Annotated in this window: 12 protein-coding genes; 6 read left to right on the top strand and 6 right to left on the bottom strand. The window is 52.0% G+C overall.

Annotated features, from left to right (window positions below; all coding sequences use genetic code 11):
- Window positions 1-12 precede the first annotated feature (12 nt).
- Window positions 13-654 (top strand): protein-serine/threonine phosphatase, encoded by a 642-nt coding sequence (gene pphA / locus JTI85_RS13435; protein WP_061068066.1) that lies wholly within the window; start codon window positions 13-15, stop codon window positions 652-654.
- Here the strand turns inward: pphA and JTI85_RS13430 are convergent, their stop codons facing one another.
- Both JTI85_RS13430 and JTI85_RS13425 read right to left on the bottom strand, forming a co-directional pair.
- Window positions 655-846, bottom strand: a complete 192-nt coding sequence (locus JTI85_RS13430; RefSeq protein WP_048211387.1) for a YebW family protein — start codon at window positions 844-846, stop codon at window positions 655-657.
- Between the two features lie 72 nt (window positions 847-918).
- The gene (locus JTI85_RS13425) at window positions 919-1,836 is read right to left on the bottom strand and encodes a LysR substrate-binding domain-containing protein (RefSeq protein WP_061068065.1); all 918 of its coding nucleotides are present in this window, start codon (window positions 1,834-1,836) and stop codon (window positions 919-921) included.
- A 69-nt stretch (window positions 1,837-1,905) separates the two neighbouring features.
- Here JTI85_RS13425 and JTI85_RS13420 point away from each other — a divergent pair, with 69 nt between their 5' ends.
- On the top strand, window positions 1,906-3,144 hold the full coding sequence (locus JTI85_RS13420) for a nitrate/nitrite transporter (protein ID WP_082759583.1): 1,239 nt from the start codon (window positions 1,906-1,908) through the stop codon (window positions 3,142-3,144).
- Window positions 3,145-3,171: 27 nt separating this feature from the next.
- Here the strand turns inward: JTI85_RS13420 and JTI85_RS13415 are convergent, their stop codons facing one another.
- The 4 genes from JTI85_RS13415 to yebS form a co-directional block, all read right to left on the bottom strand.
- Window positions 3,172-3,408, bottom strand: coding sequence for a YebV family protein (locus JTI85_RS13415; protein WP_101742234.1), 237 nt, complete (start codon window positions 3,406-3,408; stop codon window positions 3,172-3,174).
- Window positions 3,409-3,508: 100 nt separating this feature from the next.
- Window positions 3,509-4,930 (bottom strand): 16S rRNA (cytosine(1407)-C(5))-methyltransferase RsmF, encoded by a 1,422-nt coding sequence (rsmF, locus tag JTI85_RS13410; RefSeq protein WP_255574758.1) that lies wholly within the window; start codon window positions 4,928-4,930, stop codon window positions 3,509-3,511.
- 138 nt (window positions 4,931-5,068) lie between these two features.
- Complete coding sequence (locus JTI85_RS13405; RefSeq protein WP_048211391.1) at window positions 5,069-7,702, bottom strand: PqiB family protein; 2,634 nt, start codon at window positions 7,700-7,702, stop codon at window positions 5,069-5,071.
- Entirely contained in the window at window positions 7,671-8,954 is a 1,284-nt protein-coding gene (gene yebS, locus JTI85_RS13400; protein ID WP_115601880.1) for a membrane integrity lipid transport subunit YebS, read from the bottom strand. Before yebS ends, JTI85_RS13405 begins: the two co-directional genes overlap by 32 nt.
- Window positions 8,955-9,081: 127 nt before the next feature.
- On the opposite strand from yebS, the gene JTI85_RS13395 reads away from it, so the two are divergent.
- The 4 genes from JTI85_RS13395 (at window position 9,082) to htpX (ending at window position 13,504) form a co-directional block, all read left to right on the top strand.
- Window positions 9,082-9,579: a GAF domain-containing protein gene (locus JTI85_RS13395; protein ID WP_048211393.1), complete on the top strand. Its 498-nt coding sequence runs from the start codon at window positions 9,082-9,084 to the stop codon at window positions 9,577-9,579.
- 96 nt (window positions 9,580-9,675) lie between these two features.
- The gene (proQ, locus tag JTI85_RS13390; protein WP_003833781.1) at window positions 9,676-10,362 is read left to right on the top strand and encodes an RNA chaperone ProQ; all 687 of its coding nucleotides are present in this window, start codon (window positions 9,676-9,678) and stop codon (window positions 10,360-10,362) included.
- A gap of 19 nt (window positions 10,363-10,381) precedes the next feature.
- Complete coding sequence (prc, locus tag JTI85_RS13385; RefSeq protein WP_172743197.1) at window positions 10,382-12,430, top strand: carboxy terminal-processing peptidase; 2,049 nt, start codon at window positions 10,382-10,384, stop codon at window positions 12,428-12,430.
- Window positions 12,431-12,622: 192 nt separating this feature from the next.
- Complete coding sequence (htpX, locus tag JTI85_RS13380; protein ID WP_003034964.1) at window positions 12,623-13,504, top strand: protease HtpX; 882 nt, start codon at window positions 12,623-12,625, stop codon at window positions 13,502-13,504.
- The last annotated feature ends 22 nt before the right edge of the window (window positions 13,505-13,526 follow it).

The following is a 13,526-nucleotide window of genomic DNA, read 5'->3' as shown; positions in this document are numbered from 1 at the left end:
GTAGAAGGTCATATGGGGCTGTCTGACAACGTCTACCAGAGGGTCGAAGGAACAAACTGGCGTCACATCTGGGTCGTGGGAGATCTTCACGGCTGTTTTTCTATGCTGATGGATAAATTGCGCCAGTGTCGGTTTGATCCGTGGCGCGATCTATTGGTTTCTGTCGGCGATGTTACCGATCGTGGGCCTGATAGTCTGCGCTGTCTACAGTTGCTTCGCCGAAACTGGATGATAGCGGTCAGGGGGAATCACGAGCAGATGGCGTTGGATGCGCTGGTAACGGGGGATCTGCAGCTGTGGTTTATGAATGGGGGCTCGTGGTTTGCGCAGGCAGCACAACCCGCGGCAAGATTTGCTCTTGAAGCCTGTCAGCAATTACCGTGGATTCTGGAACTGCATTGTCAGAATGGCGTACACGTGATTGCCCATGCTGATTACCCGGATGATATTTATCTGTGGCGAAAAGAGGTCGATTTGCAACGGGTGTTGTGGGATCGTGCGCGATTAATGAATAAAGGCAGTGGAATTCATGGCGCAGATCACTTTTGGTTTGGCCATACGCCCCTGCGCCATCGGCTTGATCGCGATAATCTGCACTATATTGATACCGGCGCGGTATTTGGCGGTGAGCTAACGTTGGTGCAGTTACAATAATTAGAAATCACTATATTCCTGAGCAGGACGCCAGAAGCTGTCGATATAGTCTTCGGCCGGCAAGCATCCGCCGTTGCGAATGCGCTGATCGTCCATCGAAATTAAGCACTGCCGTTCTGTATTGTAGACATCAACCACGATATCTTCACAACCGCCATCCAGGTAGCAAACAAAAAGAATCAGCGTGAACATTCCATCCTCAAATTGTATTGCCGTATCAATAGTGTAGAAGAAATTGCAGTTAATGGGGTGGGGAGAAATAAGTTAACGCGTCACTGTGTACTCATTCGTGAAGGGCAGGTACGTTTCACCGGGCAGTTCGAAAGATTGCAACCAGTGGGTAAATTTTCTTACGGCCCCATCTTGCCTGTCATTCCACAGCAGAGAATAGGTTCCGGTATCGATAGTCAAATCGCCAAATGGCGCAACCAGCCTTCCTGTTTTCAGGTGTTTTTCACAGAATAAATAGGGCATTACGGCCAAACCCAAGCCATCTTCAGCCGCCTGCATTGCCGCAAATGTATGATCCAGCGTGATAATCTGGTTACTTTCTTGATGATCATTTGGGAAATGGCTATGCCAGCGTTTCCAGAGATCGTTACGCGCACGAATTTGAATTTTTATATGATCGTCCAGTTGATCTGGCGAGACCAGAGGTCGGCTGTGCAGGTACTGCTGGCTACAAACCAGCAGGCTTGATTCCCGAAGAAATGGAACAGGTTTAAGCCCGGAAAAATGTGCCGGATCCCGGCGAATCGCGACATCAAAGGGAGAAGCGAAGCTAACGGGACCAATGCTGGTGGTGACATCGACGGTGAGTTCAGGGTGGATTTCATTCAGCTCAGCCAGTCTTGGCATTAGCCAGTGCATGGCGAATGTGGGCAGGCACTGGATGGTTAACCTTCCCGAAAAGGTGTTAGCGCTGACCTCTTTTTCTGCCTGCGCAAGTTCATCGAGTAACCGTGTTGCGACGCGGGAAAAGGTCTCGCCAGCACTCGTCAGCCTGACAGATTTGTGTGCACGATAAAACAGTTGTACGCCCAGTTGTGCTTCCAGTGCGCGGATATGTCGGCTGACTGCTCCTGTGGTGATAAACAGTTCATCAGCTGCCGCACTGAAGCTGCTTCTACGCGCAGCAGCTTCGAATGCCGGCAAATGGGGGAGCGAGAGTAATCGTGTCATTGGTTGAGTCTAACTCAACCAATTGACGCAATAAAGATCGTTTGTCAGCCTCTTCCCCTTGCTCATAACATGGCCGGTAACGCTCTGGTTCATTATCGATATTCACTTTTTCTGAAGGCAATTTTAGTGAAAGCATTCAATTTGTTTTGCCTTGGACGGGCGGGGACATGCCTGGGGACAATGGCTTTTGCTGGTGCACTTCCGGTAATACGTGAAGAGTGGCATATAGACGCCGCCGCTGCGGGAACAATACAGACGGTATTTAGTATTTCAAACGCCTGCGCCTTATTTGCTGCCTCCTGGCTGTGCGACTATCTGGGGGCTCGCAAGGTGTATCTCATTTTCTCGTGGTTCGGTGTGCTCGCTTTATTGCTTTTTGCCTGTTTTGCCCGCTCTTATTCCTCCGCTCTGGTCATGATGGCCTTTGTCGGATTGACCCAGGGTGGGGCCTACACGCCAGCGATGATGTTGGCTATGGGCATGAACAGCGTGCCCAAACGTGGACTTGCCGTTGGGATGATCCTGGCCGCAGGTTCGTTTGGCTACCTGCTGTCTGTATTTATCTCCGCCTGGGGAGCATTGCGCTGGGGAGCTTCCTTTGCGTTCTCTTTATGTGCCGCTGGCGCATTGGTTGGCGCGGTATCCGGTTCAGTGGCGTTATCCGGCTATCAGGAAGACATGTACAGGACGCAGAAGCAGGGGGGATCGGCAAAGAGCCATGTTCTGTCGGTCGGCGCGATACTGCTGATGGTAGGTTATATTGCGCATTGCTGGGAGTTACTGGGGAGCTGGGCATGGACCCCCAGCCTGGTGACGAATGCGCTGCAAGCCTGGCAGATGGAGCCGATGGCCACCGGGTTGATCGTCGCCTGTGCTGTACATTTATCGGGGATGTTCTCGACGCTGATTGTAGGGGCAATCTCCGATTATTTTAATCGCGCATCGGTGTTGATTTTTATGGGCGCTGCCGGTGCGTTGAGTTCACTCCTGATGGGATTATCGGTTTCCTGGGGGGCGGGGTGGACATTATTGTTCGCGTTTATGGGGAGTTTCTTCATTCTTGGTGATTCAGGCGTCTTATCTGCCGCGATTGCCGATAATGTGCCTCAGGCAAAGCTGGGGAGTGTGATGGGATTGCGGTCGCTGCTTGGATTTGGCGTGGGGTCTCTTGCGCCTTTAACATTTGGTGTGGTGATGGATTCAACGCAAAGCTGGGAACTCGCTTATAGCGTGCTGGCTGCGGGGGGAACCATCGCTTTCTTCTCCGCCTGCGTACTTAGATTCAATTGTTTTAACGCCAATAAATAACCCGTCTGGCGACGGGTTCTTTTTGAATCAGGCAAAGCGCATGACCCAGGCATCTGACTTACGATCGTAGTGCTCGCGGAATAGAACGGAATGTTCTCCATTGAGAAGGGCCGGGACGCTGGTGTCGGCATCCCAGGCGTCCAGTTGCATACATAAATCCGGATCGGATTTACAAGGAATGGTTAACGTTCGGTCCCCCGGCGATTCGCCATGTAACTCGGCGTCGTCGATTTCAAAAGCGCCAATGCGCACACTGGTTTTCATCATCGTGCTCTCCGTTGATTTGCGGGTTGTGGTACGACCAGTTAAGCCGCCCATTTTTCAGCGTAGTCAACGTGGGCAAAAGCGCCAGTAAAAACGTGCGTTATCCTGTAAAGAGTTTACCATCCCGGACAAGATCGCGTGGATAGCTGTTCTTTAACCGTGATCCAATACGTTTTGCCAGTCCAATCGGCTGATGCTGGAACGTGACCAGTACATCGTCGGTTGTTGGTGAGGTTTGCGGGTAGACATCTCTGCCGCGATACCACTCTTCCGCTTCTTCAAGCGTCAGTTCAAACGCATTGTGATGTTCTGGGTTAGCAAGGGCGATAACTGCCTCATGCTGCCAGCGGTAACCCTTATTGTGGGTTTCAGCGAGTTTAATCCCGAGGCGGGAAAAACGGACTTTACCAATCAGCGGTTCAATGTCTGTCGGGAATAACCAAATTTCTTTATCACGCTGCCAAAGGCGCAGATTGTCTTGCCATTGCAATCCACAGGCGGTAGCAGCCTGGGCGATTTGTGCGGCTTCCCGGCTTTTCAGCGGGCTGAAGGGGAAATTCCCCACCTTATATTTCGGCGCAGGCAGTGCAGGGATAGGGGCTGTTTTTCGCAAACGCGCGACAAAGAATCCTTCACAGTCATAAATTTGTGGGAACACGTGCAGGAATCCCTCAGGTGTCAGGGCGCGTCCGGCCTCCGGAAATAAATCACCCAGAGGAAGAAACTCGACGGCGTCCGGGTAAGTCTCAATCAACCACTGCATGACGTTTTCATTTTCGTCACGGTTAAGCGTACAGGTCGAGTAAACCAACGTGCCGCCGGGGCGCAGAGCGTGAAAGGCGCTGTCGAGCAGTTCGCGCTGAGTTGCGGCTATTTCCAGATTACTTTCTGGCGACCAGTTTTTTAGCGCATCGGGGTCTTTACGCATCACGCCTTCGCCGGAACATGGGGCGTCCAGCAAAATGGCATCGAAGGATTCAGGCAACGCTGCGCCAAATACCCGGCCGTCAAAATGGGTGAGCGCGACATTGGCTATCCCGCAACGGCTGATATTGGCATGCAGAACTTTGACGCGACTGGCGGAAAACTCATTCGCCAGAATCGCGCCCTGATTATTCATTTTTGCGGCAATTTGCGTGGTTTTAGATCCGGGGGCTGCCGCAACATCCATGACACGTTGCGGAGTATTACCTTCGGCAAACAACGCGGCGACTGGCAGCATTGAGCTGGCTTCCTGAATATAAAACAGACCGCTTAAATGTTCTGCGGTGCTGCCGAGCGGTACAGACTCTTCATCGTTGCGCTCAATCCAAAAGCCTTCAGCACACCAGGGAACCGGAGTGAGTGACCAGCCATAAGGCGCGGTTAAGTCGAGAAAATCAGCAACGGAGATTTTCAGCGTATTGATGCGGATACTGCGGCGTAATGGACGCTGGCAGGCTGCGAGAAAATCTTCAAAAGAGAGCGTGGAAGGCATTGCTTCACGCATTTGTGTCAGAAAGGCGTCAGGAAAATAAGCCACTTGGTACCACCGGCAAAAAAACAGGTGCGCAGTGTAGCATATACCCTCAATAATTCGAGTTGCAGGACAACTACGCGCCTACTTGAAGTATGACGAGGCTAACCGCTCCGGCGCGAGTACGCCGGAGCAGGGAAAAGATTAGCGTGGCAGGGCGGTTCCCCACTGACGCCATTCTTTCGGCTCACTCTCCAGTAGCAGGAAGTGTTTACCCGCCTGCGCTTTCGGCGCCAGTGGCGTACCTGGTGGGGTGGCAAACGCGATACCACCGCGAATGAATTGATTGAAGGTACCTGTCTTCACGACGCCGCCGGTGAGGCCGAAATCGAGATTGTATCCAGATGCCAGCCAGAACACGGAGTTATTGCGCACCAGGTGCTGGTAGCGCTGACTGATGCGCATGGCCACCATCACGCGATCGGACAGTGAACCCAGCGTCAGACCCGTGACGGTCCCCACTTCAATACCTCTGAACAGAACCGGAGTACCGATATTGAGTGATCCTGCTTCTGGCGCTTCTACCACAATACTCAGACCATCAAGGTAACGTGAATCAGTAATCGTCGCTTCCTGCAGTTCAAAATCACGGCGCGGGTTACCGCGCCCTGGTTCCACGTTAATGTATGGCTGTAAGATAGTATCCAGATGCTCTACACCTGCCGCCGAAATTTGCGGGGTAATTACCGAGAATCGTGTACCGCTTCGCGCGAAGGTCTGCACGTATTCCGGATACAACACCGCTTTGGCTTGCACTTCGTTACGGCTGGTGAGCAGTTCAAGGGTCTGGATCTGACCAATATCAATCCCCAGGTAGCGAATTGGCATCCCTGCGGCGAGTTTCCCGGCGTCGAATGCGTGCAGAGTAATCTGTCCACCTACCGCACGTGCAGCGGTCTCTGACGCGTACAAAATACGCTTGTCGCCTTTACGCTGGCTGGCGCTGGCACCGCTCAGGTTATCGAAGCTAATCGCCCCTTTTAGCGCCCGCGACAGGGGAGATGCCTGTACGGTCAGGCCGCTGCCGTTAAGCTGAACTTTTGCGCCACCTTCAGCCCAGAACACGCTGTTGCTGGTTAACAGATTGCGGTATTCCGGTTTGATATGCAGATCGATATCAAACGCGTCGGCACGAGGGCGTACGCTAATGACTTCACCGACGTCGAATTTACGGTATAGCACTACTGACCCGGCCTGCACATCCGGTAGTGTCTCGGCGCTCAGGCTGACGGTGGTGGTGGGCAGATCGCTCAGGCTGTTCTCAATTGCTTTTTCGAGGTTTGCATACAGCGGATAGCTTTTTTTCATTTCACCTTTGGTACCAGGCAAAATGCGAATACCGCCGCTTATCCATTCGCTGGCGCTGGCGCCAAGGAACTCAACGCCATCAATGCCCACTTTGACATCCACACGACTATTAACCACGAATTTGCTGTCACCTTGCACCAGTGCACGATGCTGCGGCTCGATAGCCACGATAAATGAAACGCCATCGCTTGATAGCTTACGCTCGATAACCTGACCGACCTGCACGCCATGAAGGATCAGCGGCTGGCCAGCATCGATGCCGTAACTTTCCGGGGCGGTCAGCGTAAGTGTCATAACGCCGGGATCATGAAGCAGGGACTGTTCACCAGGGATCACCACAAACTGGCTACGTGGCTCGCCTTCGCCGGGCACCAGTTCAAACGTTTTCCCTGTTAACAGCGAGCTCAGGCTCATATCGTTTAATGATAATTTGGGGCTTTGTAACTCAATGCGCGTGCCGTCGCGCAGCAGCGTTACAACGCTTGGGTCGACGGTCATTTCACCAGTGACTTTACCGCCTGGATTCAAATCCAGCCTGGTCAGTTGACCGACTTCCAGGCCCTGATACATCAGCGGGGTTGATCCAGCCTTCAGGCCATCGCCGCTGGGTAGTTCCAGTTTGACGATCACGCCACGTTGGCTGTGGGCGAGATCCTGATATAACCCAAACGTGTCGTCGGCGGCGGCAGGTTGTGAATCTTCTGGGGAGTCAAAGGCTATGGCGCCATTGACCAGCGCGGCCAGACTTTCCAGTTTTACCTTTGCGCCGCTCAGGCTGACATCCGCATTCACGCCAGACACATTCCAGAAACGACTGCCTTTTTTCACCAGATTGGTAAAGCGGCGCTCAATCAGTACATCGATGGTTACACCCTGATGATTGGGGTTGATGGTGTAGTCATAGACCCGGCCTACCGGGATCTTGCGGAAATAAACCAACGAACCGCTATTGAGCGAACCGAGGTCAGGCGCCCGCAGATGCAACATCAAATCGCCATTATTCAGCCGATATTTTGGCTGCGTGTCGAGCGCGACGAAATGATCTTCCGGCTCGCCGGTGCCCGGCATCATCCCGATATAGTTCCCGCCAACCAGTGCATCGAGACCAGAAACGCCCGCCAGTGATGCCTTCGGCGTGACCAGCCAGAATTGTGTGTCTTTGCGCAGGGCATCTTTCATGGTGGACTTAATGCTGACTCGAACTTCAATTTTGCGCAGATCTTTACTCAGGCTGATATCCTGCACCGTGCCAACTTCGACACCCTGATAGCGCACGGGCGTGCGTCCTGGGACAATACCGTCCGCGGACATAAAGTCGATGGTCACGGTATTGCCACGATCTTCATAGCTGCCCCAGATGAGCCATCCTGCAATCATCAGTGCGATGAACGGCAGCAGCCAGAACGGAGAGATACGGCGTTTTGTTTTAATCTGCGCTTCAATCTGCGAAGCGGGCGTTTCCTGACTCATGTGCATCCCAAAGTAAGCGGCTGTCCAGCCATTCCACTGCAAGAATAGTCAATATTACCGCTGCACCGAAATAAAACGCAGCCGGTCCCATAGTAAAAGCAAGTATCTGATCGCGATTTATCAGCGACATGGTTAAGGCGATAACAAACAAGTCCAGCATCGACCAGCGACCAATCCAGGTCACCATACGGAGTAGCAGGATGCGGGTGCGCAACCCTTGTTCACATTTAAACTGGATACTGAACAACAACGTAAACATCACAATCACTTTGGTGAAGGGCACCAGGATACTGGCGATAAAAACAATGGCTGCTACACCAACGTTGCTGTTCGCCAGGGACATGATGCCTGTCAGGATAGTGTCTTCCTGGCGGGCACCGTTAACATAAATTACCGAGATGGGCAGCAGATTAGCAGGCAGCAACAGGACAATCGAGGCCAGCAGAGCTGCCCAGCACTTTTGGATGCTCTGATTTCTGCGCCAGCGTAATGGAATATGGCAACGGGGACAGCGGCCTCGGGCATCAGGATAACCTGTAAAGTGACAACCGAGGCAAACACGAAGCTGTCCGTCGGGGCGGCGTGCGGGCCTTTGTGGATAAAAGCGTTCCCATAATTGCTCAACATTGAGGTGCGACAGCGTCAAAATGCTCAGGATCACCAGCGCAATAAAAGCATAGAGTCCCACTCCAGGCAGCAGAAAAGCGTAGTCCTGCACTTTGATCGAGGCGACGCCGATACCGACAAGATAGATATCAAGCATGACCCACTCTTTAAGCCTTTCCAGCATCAATAATACTGGGCGCAGGTTCATACCGAGAATATTGCCAAACCATAAATAAGCGATTGATGAAACGAGTATTACGGGAGCGCCAATGACGCAAAACATCACGAAGGATGCCGTCAGCGGATCGCCTTGCCGGGTCATCTGCCAGATGCCCTGTACCACATTCGCGTCAATGCGTATGCCTAATAGATAGATGTGCAGCAGCGGCTCTCCCCACGCAAAGGGCATCAGTAACAGCATGGTGAAAGCCATTGCTGCCAGTCGCGTTAACGACCAGTCACGGCCGTCACGAATTTTGGCCTCACAGCGTGGGCAGAATGCACTTTGGTGCGAACGCATTTTCGGCAAGCTAAACAGCAGGTCACATTCAGGGCATCGTTGGTAATGCGCACGGGGTAGCGCTTCACCAATGGATCTGATCGCTATTTTTTTAGTCGGCGTGATGCGTGGATGAGTAAGGGCCATGTATCGCGAATCAAGTGTTGAAGTAATGTTATCTTAACCCATGATGGGAATGATCTTGAGCATTTACGCATTTAATGTTTATTTTAGTAGGCTGCAGTTTTAAGTAAGACAACTAAGTGATTACATAATGAACAAAATAGAGCTATACACGGATCTGAACCGTGATTTTCAGGCATTAATGGCAGGTGAAACCAGTTTTCTGGCAACGTTGGCGAATACCAGCGCGTTATTGTACGAACGTCTTGCAGAAGTGAACTGGGCAGGTTTTTACCTGCTTGAGAACACTACGCTGGTGCTCGGTCCCTTCCAGGGGAAAATCGCCTGCGTACGCATCCCGGTAGGGCGCGGCGTGTGCGGTACTGCGGTGGCGCAGAACCAGGTTCAGCGTATAGAGGACGTGCATGCCTTTGATGGCCATATCGCTTGCGATGCCGCCAGCAATGCGGAAATCGTTCTGCCGATTACGGTTGAGAATCAAATTATCGGCGTGCTGGACATTGATAGCACAGCGTTTGGTCGCTTTACAGAAGAAGATGAACAGGGTCTGCGGACGCTTGTGGCACAGCTTGAAACCGTGCTTGCAACGACGGATTACAAAAAATTCTTTGCGACCGTCGCAGGATAATCAACGGATAACGTAGCAATTACTGATGACGTCATTATAATGACGCCTGTTCATGCCTGCGCTTGTTGGCTACGTCCGTTGTAATCAGGAAATTTCATGGAAAATCAACCTAAGTTGAATAGCAGTAAAGAAGTCATCGCGTTTCTGGCCGAACGCTTCCCGCAGTGTTTTAGTGCGGAAGGCGAAGCGCGCCCACTGAAAATTGGCATTTTTCAGGATCTGGTAGAGCGTGTTGAGGGCGAAATGAACCTCAGCAAGACACAGCTCCGCTCTGCCTTACGTCTCTATACTTCAAGCTGGCGCTATCTGTATGGCGTTAAATTGGGCGCAACGCGTGTCGATCTTGACGGCAACCCTTGTGGTGAGCTGGATGAGCAGCACGTTGAACATGCACGCAAACAGCTGGAAGAAGCTAAAGCCCGCGTTCAGGCGCAACGTGCAGAGCAACAGGCGAAAAAACGCGAAGCGGCCGCTGCTGCCGGTGAAAAAGAAGACGCACCGCGTCGCGAGCGCAAGCCGCGTCCTGCTCCGCGTCGTAAGGAAGGCGCAGAGCGTAAACCTCGCGCTGAAAAACCAGCAGCAAAAGCACCGCGTGCTCCTCGTGAAGAACAGCATACCCCGGTATCTGATATTTCAGTGCTGACGGTAGGGCAGTCTCTGAAGGTGAAAGCAGGTAATAATGCGATGGATGCCACCGTATTAGAAATCACCAAAGATGGCGTCCGTGTACAGCTGAATTCGGGTATGTCTTTGATTGTACGCGCAGAACACCTGGTGTTCTGAAACGGAGGCCAGGCCTGGCATGAACACTTTTTTTAGGCTTACTGCGTTAGCTGGTCTGCTTGCATTTGCAGGCCAGGCACTCGCTGTGGAAGACATCACGCGTGCCGATCAAATCCCCGTTTTAAAGGAAGAAACCCAGCATGCGACGGTAAGCGAACGTGTGACATCGCGTTTTACGCGTTCACACTATCGCCAGTTCGATCTGGATCAGGCGTTTTCGGCGAAAATTTTTGACCGCTATTTGAATCTGCTCGACTACAGCCACAACGTGCTGTTGGCGAGCGATATCGAACAGTTTGCAAAAAAGAAAACCGTCCTCGGTGATGAACTGCGTAGCGGTAAGCTGGATGTCTTTTACGATCTCTATAATCTGGCGCAAAAGCGCCGGTTTGAACGTTATCAGTACGCATTAGGCGTACTGGCACGTCCAATGGATTTCACCGGTAACGACAACTTTAACCTCGACCGGAGTAAAGCTCCGTGGCCGAAAAGCGAAGCAGAGCTAAATGCGCTGTGGGACGGCAAGGTTAAATTTGACGAACTCAGCCTGAAGCTGACCGGTAAAACCGACGCTGAAATTCGCGAAACGCTGACGCGCCGCTACAAGTTTGCGATTCGCCGTCTGGCGCAGACCAATAGCGAAGATGTGTTTTCTCTGGCGATGACGGCTTTTGCCCGTGAAATCGACCCGCATACTAACTATCTTTCTCCACGCAATACCGAACAGTTCAATACGGAAATGAGCTTGTCTCTTGAAGGTATTGGCGCAGTGCTGCAAATGGATGATGACTACACCGTCATTAACTCCATGGTTGCGGGCGGCCCGGCAGCCAAGAGCAAAGCGATAAGTGTTGGCGACCGTATTGTCGGCGTAGGCCAGACCGGAAAAGGTATGGTCGACGTGATTGGCTGGCGTCTGGATGATGTTGTCGCGCTGATCAAAGGACCAAAAGGCAGTAAAGTTCGCCTCGAAATCCTGCCTGCCGGTAAGGGAACCAAGACGCGCATCGTCACGTTAACGCGTGAACGCATTCGTCTCGAAGACCGCGCTGTTAAAATGTCGGTGAAAACCGTTGGTAAAGAAAAAGTCGGCGTACTGGATATTCCTGGTTTCTATGTTGGCCTGACGGATGACGTCAAAGTTCAGCTGCAGAAACTGGAAAAACAGAATGTCAGCAGCGTGATTATCGACCTGCGTACCAATGGTGGTGGCGCACTGACCGAAGCGGTCTCGCTTTCCGGTCTGTTTATCCCTTCTGGTCCGGTGGTTCAGGTTCGTGATAACAACGGCAAGGTGCGCGAAGACAGCGATACTGATGGCGTTGTTTACTACAAAGGTCCGCTGGTGGTACTGGTTGACCGCTTCAGTGCTTCGGCATCAGAGATTTTCGCTGCGGCAATGCAGGATTACGGCCGTGCACTGATTGTCGGTGAACCGACGTTTGGTAAGGGTACCGTACAGCAGTATCGTTCTCTGAACCGTATTTACGATCAGATGCTGCGTCCGGAATGGCCGGCGCTGGGTTCTGTTCAGTACACGATCCAGAAATTCTACCGCGTAAACGGTGGCAGCACGCAGCGTAAGGGCGTTACGCCGGATATCATCATGCCGACAGGTAATGAAGAAACTGAAACTGGCGAGAAGTTTGAAGATAACGCACTGCCGTGGGACAGCATTGATGCTGCGACCTACACTAAGTCAGATAATCTGACGCCGTTCGGACCTGAATTGCTGAAAGAGCACAATGCACGTATTGCGAACGATCCTGAGTTCCAGTACATCATGAAGGACATTGCGCGATTCAATGCGCTGAAGGATAAGCGCAACATCGCTTCTCTGAATTACGCTCAGCGTGAAAAAGAGAATAACGAAGATGACGCAATGCGTCTGGCGCGTATCAACGATCGGTTTAAACGTGAAGGCAAACCACCATTGAAGAAACTGGACGATCTGCCGAAGGATTACCAGGAGCCGGATCCGTACCTGGATGAAACGGTAAAAATCGCGCTCGACCTGGCGCATCTTGAGAAAGAGAAGCCAGCGGAACAGCCCGCAACCAGTCAATAACCTCGAACAGGCACAAGAAATTGTGCCTGTTTTTTTAACAAGTGCATGAAGACGTCAGTCTGATACGATAAAATGTAAAGTTGTGTCTTTCTGGTGACTTAGCACCTATGGATGCTTGAAAATAGCCGTAAGACCCATACGATATGGGTAATCGCATAGTGCGTTTTGTTAAATTGAGGTTAAAAGAAAATTATGATGCGAATCGCGCTCTTCCTGCTGACGAACCTGGCTGTGATGGTCGTTTTCGGGCTGGTATTGAGCCTGACAGGGATCCAGTCAAGCAGCGTTCAAGGCTTGTTGATCATGGCACTGCTGTTTGGTTTTGGTGGTTCCTTCATTTCGCTGCTGATGTCCAAATGGATGGCGTTAAAGTCCGTTGGCGGGGAAGTTATTGAGCAGCCGCGTAATGAAAGAGAACGCTGGCTGATGAATACAGTCGCGAATCAGGCCCGCCAGGCCGGGATCGCTATGCCGCAGGTTGCAATCTACCACGCGCCAGATATTAACGCGTTTGCGACCGGTGCCCGCCGGGATGCCTCGCTGGTGGCTGTAAGTACTGGCCTGTTGCAAAATATGAGTCCGGATGAAGCCGAAGCCGTTATCGCGCATGAGATCAGCCACATTGCTAATGGCGATATGGTGACCATGACGTTAATTCAGGGTGTGGTGAACACCTTTGTTATCTTTATCTCGCGTATTCTGGCGCAGATTGCCGCTGGGTTTATGGGCGGTAACCGCGATGAAGGAGAGGGTAGCAACGGTAACCCGTTAATCTACTTTGCGGTAGCGACGGTACTGGAGCTGGTATTTGGTATTCTGGCGAGCATTATTACGATGTGGTTCTCTCGTCATCGTGAATTCCATGCGGATGCCGGTTCTGCAAAACTGGTAGGGCGTGAAAAAATGATCGCCGCGCTGCAGCGCCTGAAAACCAGCTATGAGCCGCAGGAAGCGACCAGTATGATGGCGTTCTGCATCAACGGTAAATCCAAATCGTTGAGTGAGCTGTTTATGACTCACCCCCCGTTGGACAAACGTATTGAAGCGCTGCGCAGTGGGGAATACCTGAAGTAAGTTACCTGTATTGATAAAGAGC

The organism is Citrobacter sp. Colony219 (assembly GCF_019382635.1).
Lineage (GTDB): Bacteria > Pseudomonadota > Gammaproteobacteria > Enterobacterales > Enterobacteriaceae > Citrobacter > Citrobacter youngae.
This window is presented reverse-complemented; position numbering and strand designations above follow the sequence as displayed.

Excerpts from the sequence above, each read along its gene's own strand:
- yebS (WP_115601880.1), bottom strand. The coding sequence starts at position 8,954 with ATGGCCCTTACTCATCCACGCATCACGCCGACTAAAAAAATAGCGATC.
- JTI85_RS13430 (WP_048211387.1), bottom strand. The coding sequence starts at position 846 with ATGTTCACGCTGATTCTTTTTGTTTGCTACCTGGATGGCGGTTGTGAA.
- JTI85_RS13405 (WP_048211391.1), bottom strand. The coding sequence starts at position 7,702 with ATGAGTCAGGAAACGCCCGCTTCGCAGATTGAAGCGCAGATTAAAACA.
- JTI85_RS13425 (WP_061068065.1), bottom strand. The coding sequence starts at position 1,836 with ATGACACGATTACTCTCGCTCCCCCATTTGCCGGCATTCGAAGCTGCT.
- proQ (WP_003833781.1), top strand. The coding sequence starts at position 9,676 with ATGGAAAATCAACCTAAGTTGAATAGCAGTAAAGAAGTCATCGCGTTT.
- JTI85_RS13415 (WP_101742234.1), bottom strand. The coding sequence starts at position 3,408 with ATGAAAACCAGTGTGCGCATTGGCGCTTTTGAAATCGACGACGCCGAG.
- JTI85_RS13420 (WP_082759583.1), top strand. The coding sequence starts at position 1,906 with ATGGCCGGTAACGCTCTGGTTCATTATCGATATTCACTTTTTCTGAAG.
- htpX (WP_003034964.1), top strand. The coding sequence starts at position 12,623 with ATGATGCGAATCGCGCTCTTCCTGCTGACGAACCTGGCTGTGATGGTC.
- pphA (WP_061068066.1), top strand. The coding sequence starts at position 13 with ATGGGGCTGTCTGACAACGTCTACCAGAGGGTCGAAGGAACAAACTGG.
- JTI85_RS13395 (WP_048211393.1), top strand. The coding sequence starts at position 9,082 with ATGAACAAAATAGAGCTATACACGGATCTGAACCGTGATTTTCAGGCA.
- prc (WP_172743197.1), top strand. The coding sequence starts at position 10,382 with ATGAACACTTTTTTTAGGCTTACTGCGTTAGCTGGTCTGCTTGCATTT.